Here is a 25,583-nt window from a genome sequence, read left to right on the forward strand (position 1 = left end):
CAGTGACCAGTGCCGATGGCACCGCCTCACACAACGTGATCATCACCATTGTCGGTGCCAACGACCCGGCTGACATCACCGTCGGCCAGGGCGATAGCGATGCCGGTACCGTCACTGAAGATGGTCTGACTGACAGCGATGTCGATACCGTTGAAATGGTCTCTGGCAGCTTGACCGTCACCGATGTGGATACTGGCGAAGCGGTATTCCAGGTACAAACTGATGTCGCCGATGGCAACTACGGTAGCTTTAGCATCGACGCTGACGGCAACTGGAGTTACACCCTAAATAACAGCCACGCCGATGTGCAGTCACTGACTGACGGCCAGACGCTGACCCGTACCATCACAGTGACCAGTGCCGATGGCACCGCCTCACACAACGTGATCATCACCATTGTCGGCGCCAACGACCCGGCTGACATCACCGTCGGCCAGGGCGATAGCGATGCCGGTACCGTCACTGAAGATGGTCTGACTGACAGCGATGTCGATACCGTTGAAATGGTCTCTGGCAGCTTGACCGTCACCGATGTGGATACTGGCGAAGCGGTATTCCAGGTACAATCTGATGTCGCCGATGGCAACTATGGTAGCTTTAGCATCGACGCTGACGGCAACTGGACTTACACACTTAATAACGACCACGCCGATGTTCAGTCACTGACTGACGGCCAGACGCTGACCCGTACCATCACAGTGACCAGTGCCGATGGCACCGCCTCACACAACGTGATCATCACCATTGTCGGCGCCAACGACCCGGCTGACATCACAACAACTACCAATGCTCGAGTCTCAGAAGAGGGCCTCACTGATGGCCTAGTTGATGACACTGGTGATACAGATACGACGAATGCTATTGCTGCAAGTGGTATTATCAGTATTGAAGATGTTGATGGTGATACGCTGACTGTCGCCTTGTCAGGTCCTACTTCTCCACTAACTTCCGGCGGCATAACGGTTCAGTGGTCTTGGGATGCAGGTTCACAAACTCTTACAGGTTTCATTGGTACTTCAGGTGAAAACTCTTACCTTGAAGTGATGTCTGTAGTGCTTACGGCTCCTGCAGGTAATACACCTGGAGATTGGGGCTACGATGTAACCTTACTGGCTCCAGTCGATCACACAAATGCAACTAGTGAAGACAACATATCATTAGACTTCGGCATTTCAGTCGATGATGGGAATGGCTCTATAACCAACGGAAACTTTACCGTTACGATTGAGGATGATGCTCCGGAGATTACCGATTCAGCTGCAGAAGTTGTTACCGACATAGATATTCCAGATAGTCTTATTGGTGAATTCTCGCTCACTGGTCAAAGTGGTAACTCTAGCTCTATTGATTTTGATGGTTTCACTATTACAGCTCGAGGATTCACATCTTCTACAGATTCAACATTGATTGATGCCAGCGTCAACAGTACCAGTAATGGCATTGGCGTTAACAGTGTAGGATCCCCTTACCACAATATCTCCAACGAAGTAGATTTCCGTAAGTTTGCCGATGGTTCAGAAGCCTCCGAAGAGATAATCATCACATTAGATCCAGGTACCGTGGCTTATGGCGTTAACATTGAGTTTGCCAATATGTTTGGTGGGGAGCTTGAAGTTGGCGTGGTTGAGTTTTATCGAGATGGCCAGCTAATCGCAACACAAACATTTAGCTCGGATGCATCAGATGGTAACTATGCCGCAGTCTTTGAGGTGCTCCAGGGGGGCTTCGATCAGCTAGTAATCAAGTCAACCGATAATGGGTTCAATGCCGCACACGGTGACAATAGCGATATAACAATCAAGTCTATCGAATTCCTCGGTACCGATGCACAAGCCATTGGTTATGCATCCGGAGAAGTCGATACTCATTGGGGAGCCGATGGTTTTGGCTCACTTGTATTTACGGGGAGTGATGAAAATGCTCTGCTGACTGCAAGTGGTGAAACGATTCTAATGACTCAGTCTGATAATACCATGCTGGGACAAACGGCCTCTGGTGAGCTTATTTTTAAAGTCGAATTCACCCCAGCGACTGGCCAGTGGGAGTTTTATCAATACCAGGCGATGCAAAGCCCATCTGACAGTCAGATAGACTTCAATGTTGTAGCTACTGATGGTGACGGTGACAGTGTAACGGGTCACTTTGCTATCACACCTCATGTCGATGCCGCTCCTATAACAATTGATGGTTCAGTTCAAGGCACTGAGGATACAGCGCTTATCTTGCAGTGGAGTGACTTCAACGTCAGTGACACAGATACGGCGAAAGCTAACCTATCGATTAGAACAACAAACCTTCCAAACGCCGCCAATGGTAGCTTACAGTATCTCAACAATGGCTCTTGGGAGGCTGTTGCGGTTGGTATGCTATTAAGCTCTGCTATGTTTGATGCAGGCCAAGTCCGATTTGTTCCAAATGACGATCAGGCCGATGGTAATCAAGGTAGTATAGGTAACCGTGGTGACGCACTGGCTGAGTTTGATTATGTTGCGACAGACGGAACAACCGATAGTAATGCCTCTACCGTTACTATTAATATTACAGCAGACGCTGATGCACCAGTTCTATCAGCATCTGCTGGCGACTTGGTTTGGATTGATAAGACTCCGATGGATACCAGTGTTCCAGCTAGTGTTCAAGTTAATGATGTGGTGTTTGGCACTAATATCGAGGCGGTATTAGCTGGCCAACATGCAGTCTCTGGGAATGAGAACTCATTCATTGAAGGTAGTGAGAATGCTCAAAACTCACTCAGTGGGGGCACTGGCAACGATATATTAATTGGCGGCGCACAAGCTGACTCATTGCATGGCAATGCAGGTGATGACATCTTCATCGGCGGCGGGCAAAATGACTCTATCTACGGTGGTTCAGGAACTGATACAGCCATCTACTCGGGTAACTTTGCCGACTACACCATAACTAATCACTTTGATCATTCAGTAACGCCGTATCTACTAATCAATGATAGTCGAGGAGTTGATGCCAGCTCGGTCAATACAACAAACTTAGATGCGGGTGACCACCTTTATCAAGTTGAGCGTCTGATATTTGCTGACAGCGTTTATGTCGTTGGTCCTGATGGCTCTCTGACTCAAGTACAGCTTAAAGAAATCCCACTGGATATTGACGTTGCTTTAACCGATAACGATGGAAGTGAAACCCTATCGGAAGTAACTATTAGCGGCGTACCAAATGGCGTTTATCTATCAGCTGGAGTCAATAATGGTAACGGTAGTTGGACACTAACGACTGCTGAGCTAAACGATCTAAAACTTCAAGTAGAAGAAGATTATGCTGGCGATTTAGAGTTTGCCTTAACCGTTAGCGTAACTAGCACTGAGTTCAGCAATAATGATTCCGAGACAAGTTCAGTACCGCTAAACATTTCATTGCGCGACTATGCCCAAGACAATGGCTCATATGGCGATGACAATATTACAGGCACAGAAAACCATGACGTCATTGTCAGTGATTCCACGGGTATTCAAGTTGTTGAAGGTGAAAACTACAACATCGCCTTTATTCTTGATTCATCTGGCAGTATGGGAAGCAGCAATGTCAATACCGCTAAAGCTCAGCTTTTAGAGGTATTCAATACTCTTAAGGCTAGCGCTGCGGGTGATCATTCCGGAGTAGTAAACATTCTACTAGTCGATTTCGATAGTGGTACTAAGGTTACCGTTTCAGTTAATTTGGCTGATGCCAATGCTATCTCTAACTTAGAAAATGCGCTTGATACCATCTATAGCGGTGGCAGAACCAACTACGAATCTGCTTTTGAAACTGTTATAGATTGGTTTAACAATGGTGATGCAGCAAGCAATGTAGGCAATAACTTTACCTACTTCATCACCGATGGTGAACCCAATAACTTTATGGTTGATTCCAATCCTGCAGATGTCTGGGTTTACTATGATGAAGATAAAGGTCACTACGACAAGCTAGATGAATTAATCGGTGATTACATACTTGGCCAAGAGCTAAAGCATAAAGGTAAAGTCATAATCGATGAGGAAGGAAATGTTTACTACTGGTATCGTGAGGATGATGAAAGCTGGGAATCTCAAGTTACTGGTTCTATTGCTGTCGATTCACAAGGTAATTATGTTGTAAGTCAAATTGCTTCACAATCGGGTGGTTCATCAGAAGCAGCTAATCAAGCACTTGAAGCATTTGCAGTTCTCAACACCATTTCTGAAGTTGAAGCTATCGGTATTGGCAGCGGAATTGATTTAGATGATTTGATTCCATATGACTCTGATGGTCAGGCTCATGCCAATATCAATGCATCGGATCTCGCAAACATCATTCTCGGTTCAGAACAAACACTGACTCAAGGCGATGATACCGTCGATGCGGCTGCTGGTAATGACATTATCTTCGGCGACTTGGTCAAGTTCGATAATATCGAAGGCCAAGGCTACGCCGCATTGCAGAAGTATGTAGCACAAGAGACTAATCAAGATATCGCCGATATTTCAGTGCAAGATGTCCATGAGTTTATCTCGGCTAACCCAGGAGTATTCGATGTGTCTCGCACCGATGACGGCGCAGATACAATCTATGGCGGGGAAGGAAATGATCTCCTCTTCGGCCAAGGCGGTAACGATGTCCTTATCGGGGGTCTAGGTGATGATATCCTTATTGGCGGACTCGGTGACGATACACTGACTGGTGGAACGAATACAAATGACATAGGTGCCGATACCTTTGTTTGGTCTGCAGGCTCTACGGGAACCGATCACATTACCGACTTCAATCTCGGAGAAGATAAGCTAGACCTTAGTGACCTATTACAAGGTGAAAATGCCGGTAATCTGGGTCAGTACCTGCATTTCACTGTGAATAATGGTACGACGACGATCGAAATTGATGCGAATCATGATGGTAATGTCGATCAACTAATCGTTCTCGATGGTGTCGACCTATCCACGGCATATGGTGCGACTGATGAAGCAATAATTAATGGTTTGCTCGGTAACAATGGTGATGGTGCTCTGATCATAGATAATCAAGCTTCTGCATCGTCTAGCTCCACAGCGTTTGCCTATAATTCAGGATCGGAGTCTAACTCACAACAAGATGAACAAATCCAGCACCTAATTCCTTAAATAAAAATTAAATCTAACAATGGCCTATAGTAATATAGGTCATTATGATTAATAATTTCATAATACAAATGCAATAAATTCTTAGCATAATTCTTAAGGATAAGTTTTAGGTGCCTGTAACTGCTTCTCATAAAACTGAGCAATGGACAGTCTCTGCTTCACAAAGAGTCTCTGTCGACCCCTTGCTAGACAGTTTAGTCCTACTTACTGAATATTTCGGTAGCCCATGCTCCAGCGAATCGCTGGCGGCAGGGCTCCCCTTATCCTCTAGTGTCCTAACACCTGATCTGGTTCCCCAAGCCGCTGGCCGTGCGGGCTTAACGGCAAAATTAACCCGTAAGGGCCTAGATCAAGTATCGCCGATCTTCTTACCTTGTATCTTGCTGCTTAAAGATAAGAAAGCCTGCCTGCTCAGGGAGATAGATTTCGATAAAGACAGAGCCGTGATTCAGCTGCCTGAAACTGGTGGTGAACAGGTCTTATCCATAGAAGAGTTAGAAGCGATCTATGTCGGTTACTTGTTTCTGGTTAAACAACAATACCGCGGCGATATGGGTTTCGATGTTCACCAGCATGACACTAGCAGCCACTGGTTGTTACAGACCCTTAAAGATTCTGCGCCTATCTATCGAGATGCGTTGATCGCCTCGGTATTGGTTAATATATTCGCCCTAGTTTCGCCTCTCTTTATCATGAATGTCTACGATAAAGTGGTGCCTAACCTAGCATTCGAGTCTCTGTGGGTCTTGGCCATAGGCGCAGGAATTGCTTATGTGTTTGATCTTATCATGCGGCAACTAAGAGCTTATCTTATCGACGTCGCAGGTAAGAAGGTCGATATCATCGTCTCCTCACGACTGTTTGCTAAAGCCATTGGCATTCCATTAGAGAAGCGCTCACCGAGTGTAGGTGGTATGGCTAAACAACTGGGTGAATTTGATAGCATTCGAGAAATTTTAACCTCTGCGACGATTACGACTCTGGTGGATCTACCCTTCGCTATCTTCTTTATGATCATTATCTACGTTGTGGCCGGTGATCTCGCAATTATCCCGCTAATAGGCAGTATCATCATTATCGGTTATACCTTAATCGTACAGCCTAAACTGAAAGCCGCGATAGAAGAGAGTAATAAATTCTCCAGCCTCAAACATGGCCACCTTATTGAATCCCTAGCTTCTCTGGAGTCAATCAAATCCAGTGGCGCCGAAGGCCTGGTTCAGAAGAGCTGGCAACAGATGATAGGTCATACGGCAAACTGGCAGTTAAAATCGAAAAAGTTATCAACCTCTGTGACTAACCTGGCCAATTTCACCGTACAACTTTCAGTCGTGTGTGTGGTTATCTTGGGTGTTTACCGAGTCGCAGATAATGCGATATCTATGGGTGGCATTATAGCTGCGGTTATCTTATCGAGCCGTGCAATCTCTCCGATGGCACAATTAGCAGGCTTGATGACCCGAGGCAACCACACCGCCAGCGCTTTGCGTCAGCTAAATGAGATCATGGCGCAGGAAGATGAGTTTGAAAACAAAGGGCATCTTGTCAGCCGTCAGCGCCTGGAAGGCCAGATCAATGCCGACCATATCAGCTTCTCCTATCCTGGATCTGAGAAGCCTGTGCTGCACACCATGTCACTCAACATCAAACCCGGTGAACGCATAGCTATCATTGGTCGTAATGGCTCAGGCAAGAGTACCCTGGCTAAGATGCTTGTAGGCCTATACCAGCCAACAAAAGGAAGCCTTAGGTATGATGGGTTAGATTCGGCTCAAATACATCCCACCGACCTTCGTAGGAACTTTGGCTACCTACCTCAGGATATCACCCTGTTCCATGGTTCAATAAGAGATAACATCTTGTTTGGTACCAGACAGGTATCCGAACATCAACTCATTAGGGCGGTACAGCTGTCCGGAATCAATCTGTTTACCGATCTGGAGACCGAAGGCCTAGATCAACAGGTTGGCGAAGGCGGTCAATCCCTCTCCCGTGGTCAGAGGCAGACTGTCGCGTTAGCCAGGGCAACCTTGAATGATCCTCCTGTGCTGCTAATGGATGAACCCACGGCCAGCCTGGATGCCAGAGCCGAGAAGCAATTCATTCGTGCGATGCAGAATGTCAGCCGCGATAGAACCTTACTGATTATCACCCATAAGATGCACCTGCTTAAACTTGTGGATCGCATCATAGTACTAGACCGAGGCCATGTCATTGCAGATGGTCCTAAAGACGAGGTATTAGATAAACTGAGTAAAGGCTTACTCTCAGGAGCCAAAAATGAGTAAGCATCTGACTACCCAAGATTTAGAGATGGTCGATGACGTATACGGCGCCATGATGACCGATGCGCCAACTAGCCACAGGTTAATCATTTGGTCGCTCGCGGCCATGGGGGTTTGCTTTCTGCTCTGGGCCTATTTTTCCGAGTTGGATCAGGTCACCACAGGCATGGGGAAAGTCATCCCCTCCTCACAAATCCAGGTAATTCAGAGTCTTGATGGCGGCATCATGCAGGAGATGTATGTCAAAGAAGGCATGATGGTTACTAAAGGCCAAGCCTTAATGCGCATCGATGACACTCGTTTTCGCTCTGACTATGAACAGCAAGCTCAGGAGGTATATAGCCTGCAAGCCAACGTGGTTCGTTTATCGTCCGAATTATCCAGCATCACGATCACCAGCATGTCTGTCGACTGGAGAGAGCAGGTCAAGATAACCCCAAGGCCACTGCAATTTTCCGGAGAATTAATCAAGGAGGAACCCGCCTTGATTCAACGTCAGTCTAATGAATATACAGGCCGATTGGATAGCCTGATTAATCAACTGGAAATTTTAGCCCGCCAGATCCAGCAGAAACAACAAGAGTCTAAAGAATTAGCGTCAAAAATAGACACACTTTCGAGAAGTTACCAGCTGGTTTCCCGCGAACTGGAACTCACCAAGCCCTTAGCCGATAAAGGCATCGTGCCTGAAGTCGAGTTGATAAAAGTAGAGCGTGTAGTCAACGACATTCGGGGTGAACTCGCTTCTCTTAGATTATTAAGACCTAAACTCAAAGCTTCTCAGGATGAAGCAATATTAAAAAGGCGTGAAGCCGTATTAAATTTCGCGGCTGACGCCAGAACCCAACTCAACGAACTGCAAACCAAACTTTCTCGAATGAACGAGGCACAGGTCGGCGCACAAGATAAAGTGGATAAAGCAGAGATAAAATCACCGGTAAACGGAACCATCAAAACCATTCACATCAACACATTAGGTGGGGTGGTCCAGCCTGGAATCGACATCATAGAAATTGTTCCATCGGAAGATCAGTTGCTTATCGAAACGAAAATACTACCGAAAGATATCGCATTTTTACATCCTGGCTTGCCCGCCGTAGTCAAAGTTACCGCTTATGACTTCACCCGTTATGGGGGATTAAATGGCGTTGTAGAGCATATTAGTGCCGACACAACACAGGACGAAGAGGGAAACAGTTTCTATCTTGTAAGGGTTAGAACCGATTTATCAAGTTTGACTAAGAACGATGGCACTAAAATGCCGATCATACCAGGTATGTTGACTTCGGTTGATGTAATTACTGGGCAAAGATCCGTTCTAGAGTACATACTTAATCCAATTTTAAGGGCTAAAGATACGGCGCTCAGAGAACGCTAGGCCCAAGAAAATCGACCTGGAGGGGTTAACATGAAAACCAGCACTATTCGGCAGTTAAAACGCAACGCTCTTGCGTTAGCCGTTGGCGCGCTGATACTACCAGCCTCGGCATATAGCCAAACACTGGAGCAAGCTGTCGCGCACACACTAGATACTAATCCTGAAATACGTATCGCCTTCAACCGTTTCAAAGCCCGTGAAGAGCAAGTTAATCAGGCAATAGCTGGTTATATGCCTACGGTAGACATCAGCGGCGGCTACGGTTGGGAGCAGACCAATAGCCCGTCGACAAGAAGAAAAGCAGGATTCGGTGAAGTCGATGATGAAGGTGTTATCGAGCTAGAACGCGGCGAAGCTGGCTTTAGTATCAAACAGATGCTGTTCGATGGTTTTTATACTTCGAGCGAAGTCGACAGATACAGCTTCGAGGCTAGTGCGGAACAATGGGCACTGTTTGCCGCGGCAGAAGATATGGCACTGGATGTCACTAAGGTCTATGTAAACTATATCAAAAGTGAGCAAGTCCTCACTCTGGCAGAGAAAAACCTTATAAGTCATCAAGAGATTTATGAACAGATCAAAGAAAGAACCGACTCAGGTTTAGGCTCAATTGCCGATCTCTCCCAGATCACAGGACGTCGTGCTAGGGCTAATGCCAATCTGATTTCAGCTAAGAACAATTTCTATGATGCTAAGGCTCAGTTTGTGCGTGTGGTCGAGAAACAACCGGAAGACCTGATTGTGCCGGTTCCCGATGATGACATGATACCGGAAGATCTCAATACCAGTGTTAAGTTAGCCCAAGAGAATCACCCGATATTGAAATCGGCAAGTAGCGATATCAATGCCGCAGTCAATGAACGAGACTCAGCCCTCTCTAATTATTATCCAAAATTATCATTAGAGCTAGACGGTAACTGGAATAATAATCTGGATGGAGAAGACGGTTTACCTGGCAGTGTTTTTGGACAAGATGTAGGCGGCCACAGCAATGATCTCGTTGCTATGGTAAGAATAAAGTACAACCTGTTCTCGGGTGGTAAAGATCGTGCCAGAGAAAGAGAAGCAAGCTACAAGATAGGTGAAGCCAAGGAGATCCGCGAGCGTGCTTATCGTCAAGTCGTCGAAGGCGTCAGCCTAGCCTGGAATGCTTATGAGTTATTAGTTCCGCAGAAAATGTATATTCGTGACCATGTGGTCGCCGCCAAAGATACTCAAGTCGCGTACAGTCAGCAATTCAATTTAGGCCAACGCACCTTACTCGATCTGCTCGACACCGAGAATGAGCTATTCGAAGCACGTAAAGACTATCTTGAAGCCGAATACGACGAAATTTTATCTGAATACCGTATTTTAAATGCTACGGGTCGACTGCTTGAATCTCTGCGAGTCACTCGCCCAGATGTATGGCAAGGCGATCGTAGTTACGAAGGAGGAGTAAACTAATGAAAACCTTCATAACACTGTTAGCCATCACTCTGCTAAGTGCATGCTCAAGCATAGTGACCATGGATGGCAATACGACACAACTCCAGGATCTTAACGATCTGGACAAAGACGGTGTCATCGTCGCCCGCGAACGCTGTAACGATACCCTTATGGGTGCAACGATTGATAACTATGGTTGTGGCAAGGTAAAGCCCATTCACGAACGCTCTGAACTGAAAATTTTATTCGCCAACGATTCCCACTACATAGACCCTATGTATTACGAACAAGTTGAAGTCATAGCCATTTTCATGAACGAATTTCCTAATACTAATGTCACCATCGAAGGCCACTGTAGTAAGACAGGATCTTACGATCACAACTTAGCCTTGTCGCAAAACAGAGCCGATGCAGTGACCTCGCTATTGTCGGAACAATACAGTATTGCATCCGATAGGCTAACCGCGATAGGTTATAGCTACGATCGTCCCGTCGATGAGAGTGGCACAGATATGGCCCAAACTCGAAATAGACGCGTTATTGCCGAAGTCACTGGAGAAGACACAACGGCTGATATGAAATGGCATATCTATACCGTTGATGAAGAAGTGGAATAGGGAAATTAACAGAGCACCATGAAAGGCAGGCTTAGTCGTAAATTATCATGCAAGAAGGTCTGCCAATTCATCTTAGTGGCACTGGCTCTGGTAGCTTCGTGCCTATATGCCTCCCCCACGCAAACATTGAATAAAGAGCACATCGTCTCGACTCTCGAGTCGAGATATGGTGAACGAGCTGGAAAAAGGGCCAGAGCCTGGTTTAAGGTACTCGACTCGGCTCAAGGCCTCAGCGAAAGAGAGAAGCTCACTAAGGTGAATAAATTTTTCAATCTTTTTCGTTTTGTTGATGATATCAAGCTCTGGGGTGATAGTAATTATTGGTCTACCCCTATGGAGTTTATTGGTGTCAATGGCGGCGATTGTGAAGATTTCTCCATTGCAAAATATTTCACCTTGCTTCAGTTAGGTATCCCTGAAGATAAGCTGAGGATTACTATGGTAAAAGCGACCACTGTGAATCAATATCACATGGTGCTTGCTTACTATGAGAAACCCTCTTCTATTCCTTTGGTACTCGACAATTTAGATAGAAGAATAAAACCTGCGACTCAAAGGAAAGACTTGCTGCCGGTATACAGTTTTAATGGTCGACAGCTATGGCTAAACAAAGAAAAAGGACGAGGCGTTCTTGCTGGTTCATCCAAGAAACTGGCGAAGTGGAACGATCTCAAATATAGATTGGGTGTCGAAAGACTCAGAAAACCCAAATTAAGATTGGAGTAGCTAGAAAGATGACACTGTTTCGACAGATATACTCACTGCTGTTTGGCCTATTTTTATTAGTAGTGGCAAGTCTAGGCTATGTACAGTTTACAGAGACACAGAACTTTCTGACCAAGCAGATGGAGTCAGATCTCAACAATACCAGTAACTCTTTAGGGATCATGTTAATTCCGGATCTTGAAGCGGGTGATATTGTCGGCGCCGAAACCTTGATTAATGTTATCTTCGAAGGTGGTTACTACCAACAAGTTAAACTCACCTGGCTCGTCGATGGAAAACAGCAAGTGTGGGAAAACCCAGTCAATATTCAAGGTGTACCACAATGGTTTATCGAGCTGGACTTTTTTGAAACGATCAAGAAAGAGAGCACTATTACGTCGGGCTGGATCCAACTTGCCCGGTTAGAGATAACGGCCCACCCGGGATTTGGTTATCACGAGTTATGGCGTACCATGACCAACGCTATCATAGTGTTTTCTGTGCTTTTCCTTATTGCCATAGTCTGTGCACGTGTCGGTCTCACCTGGATTCTACGCCCCTTGCACGAAATAGCCGAGCATGCCCAAGATATCGCCCAGCGTAAATTTGGCCCGGACATGAAAATCCCTAAAACCATGGAACTGAAATCTGTGGTACTCGCTTTTAATAGCATGTCGGATCAACTCAAGCAGATCTTTAACTCCCTGGATGAAGAGGTTGGTGAGCTGAGAAAGAAAAACCTGATCGATCAAGTCTCAGGCTTACCTAACCGTCAATATATGATGGGCCACTTAAGCAGCTGGCTTAATGAGCCTAAGAGTGGCGCCTTGGTGATGGCAAAATTTGACTGGCTAGAAGAAGTCCATAGTAAATACGGATACCAAGTTCGAGACGAAACCATAAAACTACTTTCTCAGAAGATGAAAGAGCATTTAGACGCTATCACCAACTCTGTTATTGCTAGAATCTCAGCTTATGAGTTTGCATTTTTAATCTCCAGCGCAGAGCACGAGCAAACCAGTAAATATCTGCAAACATTAATCCGCACGATAAATCAAGAGATGTCAAAAGCTGGCTGTAAGCCAAATGAAAACTTTTCTATCGGTATTGCCGAACGTATTGGACAGATGTCGGTATCGGATATCTTAGCTCAAACTGATAATGCCCTTCAAAAAGCAATCAAAGAAGATAAGGTGTTTCACTGGTTCGAAACCAACGAGAAACAGCTATTTACTCGTGAACAATGGCGTGAGCATCTAAGTAATGCAATTAACAACCGACAGTTCAAATTTAAGTGGCAACCTGTCCACCTCAATGACGGTGATTCTATTACCCAGAGAGAGCTCTACTGTCAGCTGGAAATCGGCGATAAAACCGTACATGCTGGCCAGTTTATGCCCTATGTCGAACTGCTTTCTCTCGGTGCCCTGCTCGATAAATGCCTTATCGAAACGCTAACCACCCAGAAGCTACTCGAAAGAAACTATGAGCCTATTGCCATTAACTTAACCTTCCACAGTCTAAGCGATCCCAAATTCCATGAATGGTTAAATGGCTTTTTACGCGCATCTAGCCTCTCTGAGCGGATCTGTTTCGACATTCCGGAGGCAGGCGTATATAGCGACCCAGACTCTTGTGAAGCCCTATGTACTATTATTCGCGATAATGGTGCCCACTTCGGTATCGATCACTTCGGTCGCCAATTTGGCTCTATGGCCTACTTACAAACTCTCAGACCGAGTTATGTCAAACTCGACCAGTCCTTCGCTTATTATGACGAGAGTGAACATAGTAGCGAACTGTGTCGAGCCTTGATCAATGTCGCGAGAGGGTTAGATATTCAAGTCATAGTCACAGGTATAGAAGAGAAGCAGCAATTAGAACGCTTCGTACCATTAAAAACCAGTGCCTACATGGGCTATATCCATCCTCCTGTGGAAGTTGAAGAAATCTAGCCCCCATACGCTTATCAATCAATAAAAAGGCCTCAGCTAACTTCTGAGGCCTTTTCTTTTATAAAAAGCAGGATTCGAACCTCTGATCTTTTTGGCTTAACAAAAAAAGTCTGCTAATTCTCAGAAGGATTTTCGAAAGTGGTCGGCCATCCAGTCATAAAAAGAGAAGATTTGAATCCTCTAGCTATCCTTAATGTCCCGTCCAGAAATAGGTTGACGACTTTATCAGACCAATAGCAAATGCTGCTGGTCTTTTTCATGCACTTGATTTTTTGGGGGTCATTCCCAAGCTTAAGTTTGCCAGTCTTACTTGGTGCCGCATTTCTCTGGCATAATGGAAAATCTGTAATGATTTTGATAGCTCTGTAGTGATTACGCTGTGATTTTTATAGTTGAATAGCGGTGGAAACCCAGTTTTTCTCCAGAGTGCCTTGTAATACAACCTCATAGACAGGAATTTGATCGATAAGTCACTTTTAAAAAAAAGCGTCTAGCTTGTACTAATATTAAATTCAACCTCATGACACAGGAACAATGAGACTCTCTTTTTACGAAAGGTGAATTTTATTATCCATCACTAGCAATTTAAGGTAGATGTGTTCCTTGCCAAAAGATGATTTATTTATAGTTAGCGTTGTAACCATTTAAGGAGAATTATTATGTCTAGATACTATATCGACTGTAGGAATTACCCTGGTGATGTCAAATGTTCAGTAGCACTTGCTGCTGATACGAAAGAAGAATTGCTTAAAGCAGTCATCGAGCATGGGGGGAGTGTTCACGGATATGAAAACACCCCAGAATTCAGAGAAAATATAGTAAAAGAATTTAAAGAAGGAACTCCACCCTTATAGTATTAGGCTTTTGAAAGTGGTCGGCCATCCAGTCATAAAAAGAGAGGATTCGAACCTCTGATCTTTTTGGCTTAAACGAAAAAAACCTTCTGATTTCTCAGAAGGTTTTTCGTAAAGTGGTCGGTGATAGAGGATTCGAACCTCTGACCCTCTGGTCCCAAACCAGATGCGCTACCGGGCTGCGCTAATCACCGTAAACTTGTTTATTGAAACTTAGTGTCGTCGGCTCTATCTTTTATAAAAAGCAGGATTCGAACCTCTGACCTTCTGGTCCACTCTTGTTTCAAATCGGGATGCGCTATCAGGCTGCGCACTTCTACTCATTAAGAGTCCGTAAATTTTTACTTTTAATATCAAATCAAAATCAATTTGATTCAATACCTTTAAATGTGGTCGGTGATAGAGGATTCGAACCTCTGACCCTCTGGTCCCAAACCAGATGCGCTACCGGGCTGCGCTAATCACCGAGAATTTGTTGCTATTGAAACTGAATGTGGTCGGCCCTACCTTTAATAAAAAGCAGGATTCGAACCTCTGACCCTCAGGTCCACTCTTACTCTCTTTTATAAAGAGTAAATCGGAATGCGCTACCGAGCTGCGCACTTTCTCTCATTGAGAATCCGAGTCTTTGTATCTTTACAACTGCCTTATCTAAAATCTAAATAAGGGGTTGAAATGGGGTGACTGATGGGGCTCGAACCCACGACAACCGGAATCACAATCCGGGGCTCTACCAACTGAGCTACAATCACCACTGACTTTCAACTTCTAACAACTTTTTCACTAACTTGGCGTTCTGTTCAATCTGGTGCACCCAGAAGGATTCGAACCCTCGGCCTCACCCTCCGGAGGGGTGCGCTCTATCCAGCTGAGCTATGGGTGCCTGCCTTGTTAGCGGCGCACATAATATGAATTATTTGCCCCGCCGTCTACAGTTAAAAGCATTTTTTTCGTCTGTTTGCTCACCTTTTGACTAATTTGAGCAAATTAATCCATTTAGGACAAAATTTAAACTGTCAAACGTCAAAATAATGACTTGGCTCTGTTGTTTTTTTGTGCTATCTATATCTCTTGTGCAAATTTAGTCCAAATCCTAGCTCTCATATAATAAATAGCGATTGGCGGAAATCATGTTTAGGGAAGAATTGGTTCAACATTCACACCGTGAAGCTGAACGTCTGCAAAAAAGGATTGATCGCTTAAAGAGTCTGGCTCTTAAATACAAGCGAGCCGAAGTCACCCAAAATCTACTGTTAGAGATCTCAAACCTAGCAGCTCATGTGGATTCGCCGAAGGCGTTTTTCTCAGAAGTTCATCGCTCGCTAAACTTGCTTCTTCCAGCGGATAATTTTTTCGTTGCCTTGTTAGACCCAAGCTCTAACAAATTGAATATTCCTTTTTTCCTCGACGAAAAAGACCCGCATCCCAACAAAATCTATTCTATAGATGAAATTTCCGAGACCCTGTTAAGCGGTCTCACTGGATACGTGCTCAAGTCAGGTGAAACACTCCTTTGTGATGACACAAGCTTTCAGCAGCTTATCGCCGCTAAAAAAATTGTCAGTAGAGGGGCGCCATGCCACCTTTGGTTAGGTGTGCCGATTAAAGTCAATAACTTGGTTTCGGGTGTATTGGTGGTACAGAGTTACTCTCCCGATATCAACTTTTCCGAAATGGAGATAGAACTGCTTCACTTTGTCAGTTATCAACTCTCCGGTGTGCTAGAACGTTTAGAACATAGAGAACAGTTGGAACAGGCAATAGAGCAAAGAACCAAAGAGTTAAGCGTTGCTTACGACAAGCTCAAACGTGAAGTGTTTGAAAGACGTCGCGCCGAGCGTCTGCAGAAATCTCTATTCGAGATTACCGATCTTGCCACCTCTAACATAGATAGCGACTCCTTCTACTCGGAGATTCATAGAGTTATAAGCCATCTAATGCCGGCGAATAACTGCTATATAGCCCTTCTCGACGATAAGTTGACTCGTATAAACTTTCCTTTTTATGTAACTCAGAACGATTCTACAGCCCCACAACCTAGGGCCACATCTGATGGCTTAACTGAATACGTCATCAAGAACCGTAGGCCTTTGTTACTCCAACGTACCGATCTTGATGCCTTGATAGACGTTGGGATTGTCTATTCAAAGATGCCTGAACTCAACTATACCCAAGACGTATATCAGTGGATTGGCATCCCCTTATTTATCCATGGGCAGGTTCGTGGTGCCTTAACCATCTATAGCCTATGTATGTCCCAGAGTTACCAAGATAAAGATCTCGATCTGCTGACTTTCGTTTCTCAACACATAGCCACCGCGATCGAGAAGAAACTCTCCGCTGAATCGCTTAAGTCCAGCTACGAACAGCTAGAAGAGAAAGTCGTCGTTCGGACCCGGGCTCTGGCTATGTTAAATCAGGATTTAGAGAAAGAAGTAGCCCAAAGACGTAAAGCGGAAGAACAACTTGTTTATGACGCTAATCACGATAGCCTGACTGGACTGCCAAATCGCGGCATGTTTATGGAGCGCCTGACACAAGCCGTAAAGCATATTCGCCGACATGGGCTAGATCGCTTTGGTCTGCTATTTATCGATCTCGATAGATTCAAGCTCATTAATGACACCTTAGGTCATCAGCAAGGTGATCGCTTTCTGGTTGAGACCTCAAGGCGCCTACGCCTGTGTATTCGCGATAATGACACCTTAGGGCGGATCGGTGGAGATGAATTTGTGATATTACTCGACAGCATCAATGGTACCAATGATGCGAAAGAGGTTGCCGAGCGTATTCTCACAGAATTATCACGCCCCTATGAATTAGCCAACCAAAGTTTCACCTCAGGTGCCAGTATAGGAATCGCATTTAGCTGTAATCATAAGTCAGACACGGCCGAGTCCCTGTTACGTGACGCCGATGCAGCCATGTATCAGGCCAAGTCCCAGGGCAAAGGTTGCTATGTTATCTTCGATGATAAGTCGCATCAACAGTTAGTCAAAGATGTCGAGCTTGAAATTGAATTAAAACAAGCGATATCAAACCGAGAGCTGCACCTGAGTTATCTACCGATTCAAAATTTGAAAAAGCTATCTACGGTAGCCTTAGAGCCACGCTTGTATTGGAATCATCCTTTGCTAGGTAAAGTAAAGCAGGTCCAGCTCAATAACATTGCCGAACATTGCAACTTAACCACCGAACTGGATATTTATCTACTAGAAAAACTAAACTCAGATCATCAGATGTTGCGCGAACAATCCTTAGACCACTTCCCCCTACATCTCAACATTTCGGCCATGCACCTGAAGCATAAACATGCTGTCAGACAGCTGAAAAATAAGCTTAAGGAGCTTATATTCCCCCTTGAGCAACTCTGGCTATTTTTCGATGAGAAAGGGTTTATCTTAGATACGGATAACCATATCAATGCATTTGAACTTCTTCAAAAGCTGAAGATTAATCTTGGGCTGACTGGCTATGGTAGTGCCCATAGCGCCTTGAGCAGCTTAACCTTCTTACCATTGCAAGGCTTAAAGCTTGACCCTAGTTACACCACTCATCTCAACAGTGAGCAACATCTTAAGCTATTAAAGGCCCACTACTTAACCGCCCAGGCGTTGGAACTCGTAGTTTTTGTGGATGGAATTTGTGCTATACAGCAAAAAGAGACACTGCTGGAGATAGGTTTCGATCTAGGTCAGGGGCAAGCCCTTGGCAATGTTATTCATCTGAATTCAATCACCAAGGATTTAGTTTGCGCTTAACTCTATGTCGTAGTGCTAAGCGCAAGAACGCGATATGATTTCCGCGCCCTAATGTACAGTGATCCGTTTATTTAAGAGTCTACTTTTTAAACATATCTCTCAAGTTGGCGATATTAGACTTGCTGGTTTCCTGCCTCTGGTTCTCGCTCTGCACTTGTTTACGATTCTCCCAGATTAGATCATCCTGAGGGAGCTCCAACAGAAAACGACTTGGCTCACAGCGCATAGTCTCACCGAATTGACGACGTTCACGACACAGTACAAACCAGAGCTGTTGCTGCGCTCGGGTGATGCCGACATAGGCCAGACGACGTTCTTCATCGACATTATCCTCATCTATGCTGCTTTGGTGGGGTAAAATTCTCTCTTCGGTGCCCACCATAAACACATACGGAAACTCCAGGCCTTTAGAGGCATGCAGCGTCATCAGCTGAACCTGATCGCCATTTTCATCCTCACTGTTACGCTCCATCATGTCACGCAAGGTTAATCGGGTAACCACCTCAGGTAAGGTCATGCCTTCGTCAAGTTCATCCCCTTCGAGCATCTCAGTGACCCAGCGATACAACTCGGAGATGTTTTTCATCCTCATCTCCGCCGCCTTGGCACTGGTACTGGTCTCGTAGAGATAATCCTCATAGTTAATATTACGTATCAAGTGCTTAATGGCCTCAATAGGCTCACCCCGAGTCACGGTCTCACCGGTATCGACAATGAACTTGCCAAACTTGTAGAGAGAAGCCATGGCCGCCGGAGGCAGATGATGATTCAACTCAGAGTCGAAGCTGGCCTCAAACATAGAAATTTGTCGTTCATTGGCAAACGTACCTAAACGTTCCAGAGTTGATGGGCCTATTCCACGTTTAGGCAGATTCACCACGCGCAGGAAGGCATTATCATCATCAGGGTTCACCACTAGTCTGAGATAGGCCATGATGTCTTTGATTTCGGCCCGGCCGAAGAATGAGGTACCACCACTGAGTTTATAGGGGATGCGGTTCGTCATCAGCGCCCGCTCCAGCAGACGAGATTGATGATTGCCACGATAGAGGATCGCATAATCTCCAAATTGGGTTTTCCCCATAAACTTGTGACGGATCATCTCGGCAATGACCCGCTCTGCTTCCTGTGCCTCGTTAGTGGCGATCAATACTCGTAGCGGTTCACCGTAGGGAAGCTCACTAAACAGTGTCTTCTCGTATATATGAGGGTTATTAGCGATGAGAATATTCGCGGCTTTTAAGATCCTTTGGCTAGAGCGATAGTTTTGCTCTAGCTTAATCAAACGTAGAGCGGGGAAGTCTTTACCCAATAACACCAGATTCTGTGGCTTCGCCCCTCGCCATGAATAAATAGATTGATCATCGTCGCCCACCACGGTGAAACGGGCCCTATCTCCCACCAGAAGCTTCACCATCTCATATTGGCTGGTGTTGGTATCTTGATACTCATCCACCAGCATATATTGAATACGTGTCTGCCAACGCGTTCTCACCTCGGCATTGTGCCTGAGTATGAGTGTCGGAATTAAAATCAGATCATCAAAATCCAGGGCATTGTAGGCCTTCATATGCTGGGCATATCTTGCGTAGAGAGCGGCAAACAGTTGTGATTGCTCATCCTTAGCTAACTTCACCGCCTGAGTTGGGATCACCAGATCCCCTTTCCAATTAGAAATCGTCGTCATCAAGGATCTGAGAAGGTCCTTATCTCCATCGAGCTCATCTTCGGTAAGGTCTTTGAGCAGGGCCAAGGTATCTTGATCGTCGAACAGGGAAAAACCAGCTTTGAGGCCAACGACCTTATGCTCCCTCTTGATAATCTCCAGGCCCAGAGTATGAAATGTCGAGATCCATAAGCCGCGAGCCTCTTTACGCCCCATGGATTTAGCTACACGCTCCTTCATCTCACGTGCAGCCTTATTGGTAAAGGTCACCGCCGCGATGGACCTAGCCTTGTAACCACAGTTCTGCACCAGATGAGCAATCTTGTTGATGATCACTCGAGTCTTACCACTACCAGCCCCCGCAAGTACTAGGCAGGGGCCAGATACATAATGTACGGCTTCATCTTGTCCGGGGTTTAGCTTCATGGGGTTACTTTTACCAAGATTAAAAGGGGTTTGAAGCAGGTGATCATACCAGAAACTCTAACGTTTCAATCTGACAATTTAAATTTCTCAACCAGTTTAATTAATTCAGAACTTCGTTCGAATAAAACTTACTTTCACATCAGCTGTCTATGACAGACTAGACTGACTATTCAAGCGAGATAAAGCAGCTATTATTATATTCACACATTGAGAATTGCGATCGGCAATCCGTTGACATAGAATAGTGAATGAACGTTCATTCATACAGAGTGTAAACCTATCATGGATAACAAACGCCAACTGATATTCGATGCGACCGAGAAGATCATCTCCACCAAAGGATTGCAAGGGCTATCTATGCAACAAATAGCCAATGAAGCAGGTGTCGCCGCCGGCACTATCTACAGATATTTTAAAGATAAAGATGAGTTGATCGGCGAATTGAGAAAGAATGTACTGCGTGTCGTCGCCAACCATATCTTAAAAGACAGCCGTATAGGCACCTTGGAGCAAAGGTTCAAGCGTATCTGGTTTAATATTGTCGATTTTGGTCGTAAGCGCACACAGACAAATCTCAGCTACGAGCAGTATATTCATCTGCCGGGCATAGACTCAGATCCTCATCAGACGTTCGAAAAAACAACTTTTGGCGATCTACATATGTTCTTCGAAGAAGGTAAGGCTGAAGGCCTGTTTCACTCCCTGCAAAACAAGGCTCTCTATGCCATTTCTCTGGAGCCCGCCGTCGCTCTAGGACGCAGCATCCGCCGTGGCCAATTAACATACGATAAGGCAGAGCTAGAGCTTGTCTGTAATTTATGCTGGCAAACCATTACCTGTGCAACAAACTTAACTAACAAGGATCTATCAGGAAAATGAATGATATGAACCAACCTGATACTGCCAGCGGCGCTTTCAGCCAAACCGATTTACCTAACTTAACTCACAAGAAGCTATCAGGACTATGAATGATATGAACCAACCTGATACTGCCAGCGGCGCTTTCAGCCAAACCGATTTACCTAACTTAACTCACAATAAGCTATCAGGACTATGAATGATATGAACCAACCTGATACTGCCAGCGGCGCTTTCAGCCAAACCGATTTACCTAACTTAACTCACAAGGAGCTATCAGGACTATGAAAAAATGGACCCTGATTATGCTAATCATCGCTCTGCTGGCATTCGGCTCAGTGATAGGCTTTAACTTGATGGTTAAGGCTAAAATTGCCGATGCCATCGCTAATCTGCCAGAGCCCGAATCACCAGTTACGACACTGACTCTAACGAGTGTCAACTGGCAACCCACAATCGATGCCATTGGGTTTGTGGAGCCTAACCAAGGACTCACCATTGCCAATGAACTCTCAGGTGTGGTATCTGAAATTAACTTCGAAAACGGCAGTGAGGTCAAGCTTGACCAGAGCTTAATCGTACTCGACTCGGCGGTAGAAAAAGCCAACCTTAAGAGTAAGATGGTTCAGCTTCCAGCTGCAGAGGCCGATTATAAACGGCTGGTACTTCTGTATAAGCAAAAGTCGGTATCTAAGCAAGATCTAGACAACAGTGAAGCTAAATACCTGGCACTTAAGGCAGATATTGAGAGCCTGAATGCCACTATAGAACGCAGAGAAATCGATGCGCCATTTAGCGGTCTTATCGGGATCCGTAGCGTTAATTTAGGAGAATACCTGCAGACAGGTACAGATATCGTTCGACTCGAAGATATCAGCACCATGAAGATTCGCTTCACCGTACCCCAGAACCAATTACCACGTATCTCAAAAGGACAAACGATTCATGTCTATGTCGATGCCTACCCTGAGCATCCGTTCGAAGGTATGATATCGGCTATCGAGCCCGCCGTTTTCTATCAAAGCGGTTTGATCCAGATTCAAGCCAAGATACCTAACATAGACGCTAAGCTACGCAGTGGCATGTTTGCCCGTGTCGCCATTCTACTGCCAGAATTGACGAACCAATTTGTGCTGCCACAGACAGCCATCAACTTTACCCTCTACGGTAACTCTATCTATGTCATCCATGAGGTGAGTGAAGATGGAAACATGATCAAACGAGTTAAGCAGATCAATGTCGAAGTACTCGAGCGTAATGGTAATAACGCCTTAGTCAGTGGTGACTTGAAGGCTAACGATCTTATCGTGACCTCCGGCCAGATCAGACTAAACAATAACAGCAAAGTCAAAGTGACCGAGGATAAAGCTCTGACTCCTCCGGCCACGATGCCACAACTTTAATAGGAGCTGGCAATGCGCTTTACTGATATTTTTATTCGCAGGCCGGTACTCGCCGCCTCGATAAGCTTGCTCCTGCTGCTATTAGGACTTTACTCCCTTAACAGCATGCAGGTCCGTGAATACCCTGAGATGACCAATACCGTGGTCACCGTCTCCACCAGCTACTATGGTGCCGATGCAAACCTGATCCAGGGCTTTATTACCCAGCCATTGGAACAAGCCCTTGCTCAGGCCGATAACGTCGACTTCATGACCTCAGACAGCTCTCTTGGTACCTCCAAGATCACTGTGTACATGAAACTCAACACCGATCCCAATGGCGCCCTGGCCGATATTCTGGCTAAGGTTAACTCGGTGCGATCTCAGCTTCCTAAAGAGGCCGAAGACTCTACCGTGGATATGTCTACAGGTTCACAGACTTCCGTCCTGTATATCTCCTTCTATAGCGATCAGATCAACTCGAGCCAGATAACTGATTATCTGGAGCGGGTGGTAAAACCTGAACTCTTCACCATAGATGGAGTTGCTAAAGTTAATCTCTATGGCGGCATCAAATACGCCATGAGAATATGGTTAGATCCCGCTCGTATGGGGGGCTTTAACTTGTCCTCATCCGAGGTGATGCAGGTGCTACAGGCTAACAACTATCAATCTGCCGTGGGTCAGGTCAATGGGGTGTTTACCCTATTCAATGGTACGGCAGATACTCAAGTCGCCACCGTCGATGAGCTTAAGAAACTCGTTATAGGCAGCAAAGAGGGTCTGATTATTCGTCTCGGTGATATTGCCGATGTGAGTCTGGAGAAGAGTCACGATATCTACCGCGCTTTGGCCGATGGACAAGAAGCTGTGGTCGTTGCACTGGATGTCACTCCGACGGCTAACCCCTTAGTCGTCGCAGCCGATGCACGCGCTATGATGCCAGATATCGAGCGTAACCTGCCGGTCTCGATGAAGACACGCATCTTGTATGATTCCTCTCTCGCCATCGATGAGTCGATCAACGAAGTGATCAAGACAATTGGTGAAGCCTCGTTGATCGTTATCGTGGTGATAACCCTATTTCTAGGCTCTTTTCGCGCCGTTATCATACCGATAGTCACCATTCCTCTATCACTGATCGGGGTAGCCATCATCATGCAGATGTTCGGCTTTACTCTGAACCTGATGACACTCCTGGCCATGGTGCTGGCCATCGGCCTGGTGGTGGATGACGCCATCGTGGTGGTGGAGAATGTCGACAGACACATCAAGCTAGGTGAAACACCTTTCAGGGCTGCCATTATCGGGACCCGAGAAATTGCACTTCCCGTAATATCCATGACCATCACCTTGGCAGCCGTTTATGCGCCTATCGCCCTGATGGGAGGCATAACAGGATCTTTGTTTAAAGAGTTTGCCCTGACCTTAGCCGGCGCGGTATTTATCTCGGGGATCGTGGCACTGACACTGTCACCTATGATGTGCTCCAAAATACTCAAGCCTCACACAGCTCCTAATCGTTTCGAGCGTGGCGTCGAAAACTTCCTTGAAGGCATGACTAAGCGTTATCAGAGCATGCTCAATGCCGTGATGGAAAAACGTCCCGTGGTCATCGGCTTCGGGGCTATCGTTTTCGCCTCTCTGCCGGTGATGTTTCACTTTATCCCGTCAGAGCTTGCGCCGAACGAAGATAAGAGTGTGGTCATGATGATGGGCACTGCACCATCGACGGCTAACTTAGACTATATCCAGGCTAATATGGCAATAGTCACCGACATGATTAAGGCCCACCCGGAAGCCGCCGCATCATTGGCTTTTGTCGGCGTACCTAACTCTAATCAAGCCTTCGGTATCGCGCCACTCGTCCCTTGGAGTGAGCGTGATAAATCTCAGAAAGAGATGCAGAAGATACTCGGTAAAGAAGTTAAAGAAGTTCCGGGAATAGCGGTCACCACCTTCCAGATGCCAGAACTTCCTGGTGCATCCAGCGGCTTACCCATACAGTTCGTTATCACCACCTCAAACTCGTTCGAGAGCCTGTTCCAAATTGGCAGTGGTGTGCTTGAGAAGGTGCAGAATAGCCCACTGTTTGTTTACTCGAAGATCGACCTCAAGTTCGACTCGGGCACCATGAAGCTGCACATCAAGCGGGACTTAGCCGGCACTTACGGCATCACGATGCAAGATATCGGTGTGACCCTGACCACTATGATGAGCGATGGCTATGTGAACCGCATCAACTTAGATGGCCGCTCATATGAAGTTATTCCTCAGGTTGAGCGTAAGTACCGCGCCAATCCGGAATCACTCCACGGCTATTACGTGAAAGCCGCCGACGGCCGTTCGATCCCGCTATCTAGCTTGGTGGATATTGAGATGATATCTGAGCCGAGATCCTTGCCACACTTTAATCAGATGAATTCACTGACGGTGAGCGGTGTAGCCACACCCGGAGTGGCTATGGGGGATGTAATCACCTTCTTGCAAAATATAGGTGATACCGATCTGCCAAAAGGCTACAGCTATGACTTCCTGGGAGAATCACGTCAGTATGTCACCGAAGGCTCAGCCCTCTTTGCCACCTTCGGCCTGGCACTGGCGATCATCTTCCTGGTGCTGGCGAGTCAGTTCGAGAGTGTCCGCGACCCTCTGGTGATCTTGGTCTCAGTGCCACTCGCCATCAGTGGTGCACTCATCGCCCTAGGCTGGACTCATGTCTTTGGTCTGTCGTCGATGAACATCTATACCCAAGTTGGTCTGATCACCTTAGTGGGTTTGATTACCAAGCACGGTATCTTGATGTGTGAAGTCGCCAAGGAGGAGCAACTCCATAACGGCTTGAGTAAAATGGATGCGATTAAGCTTGCGGCAACCGTACGTTTACGCCCAATCCTGATGACGACGGCGGCCATGATTGCCGGCCTTATTCCTCTGCTATTCGCAGTTGGAGCCGGCGCGGTGGCGCGCTTCAACATAGGTCTAGTGATAGTATCAGGCCTAGCTATAGGCACACTGTTCACCCTGTTTGTTCTGCCGGTTATCTACACTTATTTAGCAGAGAGACACGAACCTCTACCCGTGTTTGACGAGGAGCCAAGGCTCGATACATCAAAAGCTTAGGTTCTAGGTTCTAGGTTCTAGGTTCTAGGTT

Annotated in this window: 13 protein-coding genes and 4 tRNA genes; 12 read left to right on the top strand and 5 right to left on the bottom strand. The window is 46.0% G+C overall.

Annotated elements, in window-relative coordinates; all coding sequences use genetic code 11:
• From FS373_RS23445 to FS373_RS23480, 8 genes are all read left to right on the top strand, one after another.
• The coding region (locus FS373_RS23445) for a VCBS domain-containing protein (protein WP_152830747.1) at positions 1–5,114 on the top strand (5,114 nt) is incomplete at its 5' end.
• Between the two features lie 110 nt (positions 5,115–5,224).
• Positions 5,225–7,402, top strand: coding sequence for a type I secretion system permease/ATPase (locus FS373_RS23450; RefSeq protein ID WP_144048260.1), 2,178 nt, complete (start codon positions 5,225–5,227; stop codon positions 7,400–7,402).
• Positions 7,395–8,777: an HlyD family type I secretion periplasmic adaptor subunit gene (locus FS373_RS23455; RefSeq protein WP_152830748.1), complete on the top strand. Its 1,383-nt coding sequence runs from the start codon at positions 7,395–7,397 to the stop codon at positions 8,775–8,777. Before FS373_RS23450 ends, FS373_RS23455 begins: the two co-directional genes overlap by 8 nt.
• 30 nt (positions 8,778–8,807) lie before the next feature.
• Entirely contained in the window at positions 8,808–10,223 is a 1,416-nt protein-coding gene (locus FS373_RS23460) for a TolC family outer membrane protein (protein WP_152830749.1), read from the top strand.
• Positions 10,223–10,822: an OmpA family protein gene (locus FS373_RS23465; RefSeq protein ID WP_144048263.1), complete on the top strand. Its 600-nt coding sequence runs from the start codon at positions 10,223–10,225 to the stop codon at positions 10,820–10,822. Before FS373_RS23460 ends, FS373_RS23465 begins: the two co-directional genes overlap by 1 nt.
• 18 nt (positions 10,823–10,840) lie before the next feature.
• Complete coding sequence (locus FS373_RS23470) at positions 10,841–11,548, top strand: transglutaminase-like cysteine peptidase (protein WP_144048264.1); 708 nt, start codon at positions 10,841–10,843, stop codon at positions 11,546–11,548.
• Between the two features lie 8 nt (positions 11,549–11,556).
• Positions 11,557–13,482, top strand: coding sequence for an EAL domain-containing protein (locus FS373_RS23475; RefSeq protein WP_144048265.1), 1,926 nt, complete (start codon positions 11,557–11,559; stop codon positions 13,480–13,482).
• Between the two features lie 659 nt (positions 13,483–14,141).
• A complete protein-coding gene (locus FS373_RS23480; protein ID WP_013053116.1) occupies positions 14,142–14,336 on the top strand; it encodes a DUF1059 domain-containing protein in 195 nt (64 codons plus the stop codon).
• A gap of 117 nt (positions 14,337–14,453) precedes the next feature.
• On the opposite strand, the gene FS373_RS23485 is transcribed toward FS373_RS23480, so the two are convergent.
• The 4 genes from FS373_RS23485 to FS373_RS23500 all read right to left on the bottom strand — a co-directional run bounded on the left by FS373_RS23485 (position 14,454) and on the right by FS373_RS23500 (position 15,219).
• A tRNA-Pro gene (locus FS373_RS23485) sits at positions 14,454–14,530 on the bottom strand.
• Positions 14,531–14,726: 196 nt separating this feature from the next.
• Positions 14,727–14,803: transfer RNA gene (locus tag FS373_RS23490), tRNA-Pro, on the bottom strand.
• 209 nt (positions 14,804–15,012) lie between these two features.
• Positions 15,013–15,088 (bottom strand) — tRNA-His (locus FS373_RS23495).
• A gap of 54 nt (positions 15,089–15,142) precedes the next feature.
• Positions 15,143–15,219 (bottom strand) — tRNA-Arg (locus FS373_RS23500).
• 247 nt (positions 15,220–15,466) lie between these two features.
• Here FS373_RS23500 and FS373_RS23505 point away from each other — a divergent pair.
• Complete coding sequence (locus FS373_RS23505; RefSeq protein ID WP_144048266.1) at positions 15,467–18,097, top strand: diguanylate cyclase domain-containing protein; 2,631 nt, start codon at positions 15,467–15,469, stop codon at positions 18,095–18,097.
• A 79-nt stretch (positions 18,098–18,176) separates the two neighbouring features.
• Here FS373_RS23505 and rep read toward each other — a convergent pair whose 3' ends face one another.
• The gene (rep, locus tag FS373_RS23510; RefSeq protein ID WP_152830750.1) at positions 18,177–20,189 is read right to left on the bottom strand and encodes a DNA helicase Rep; all 2,013 of its coding nucleotides are present in this window, start codon (positions 20,187–20,189) and stop codon (positions 18,177–18,179) included.
• A gap of 282 nt (positions 20,190–20,471) precedes the next feature.
• Here rep and FS373_RS23515 point away from each other — a divergent pair, with 282 nt between their 5' ends.
• The 3 genes from FS373_RS23515 (at position 20,472) to FS373_RS23525 (ending at position 25,552) form a co-directional block, all read left to right on the top strand.
• Positions 20,472–21,068, top strand: coding sequence for a TetR/AcrR family transcriptional regulator (locus FS373_RS23515; RefSeq protein WP_144048267.1), 597 nt, complete (start codon positions 20,472–20,474; stop codon positions 21,066–21,068).
• Between the two features lie 263 nt (positions 21,069–21,331).
• The gene (locus tag FS373_RS23520; protein WP_152830751.1) at positions 21,332–22,450 is read left to right on the top strand and encodes an efflux RND transporter periplasmic adaptor subunit; all 1,119 of its coding nucleotides are present in this window, start codon (positions 21,332–21,334) and stop codon (positions 22,448–22,450) included.
• Between the two features lie 12 nt (positions 22,451–22,462).
• The gene (locus FS373_RS23525) at positions 22,463–25,552 is read left to right on the top strand and encodes a multidrug efflux RND transporter permease subunit (protein ID WP_152830752.1); all 3,090 of its coding nucleotides are present in this window, start codon (positions 22,463–22,465) and stop codon (positions 25,550–25,552) included.
• The last annotated feature ends 31 nt before the right edge of the window (positions 25,553–25,583 follow it).

The sequence above is a fragment of the Shewanella sp. YLB-07 genome (assembly GCF_009377275.1).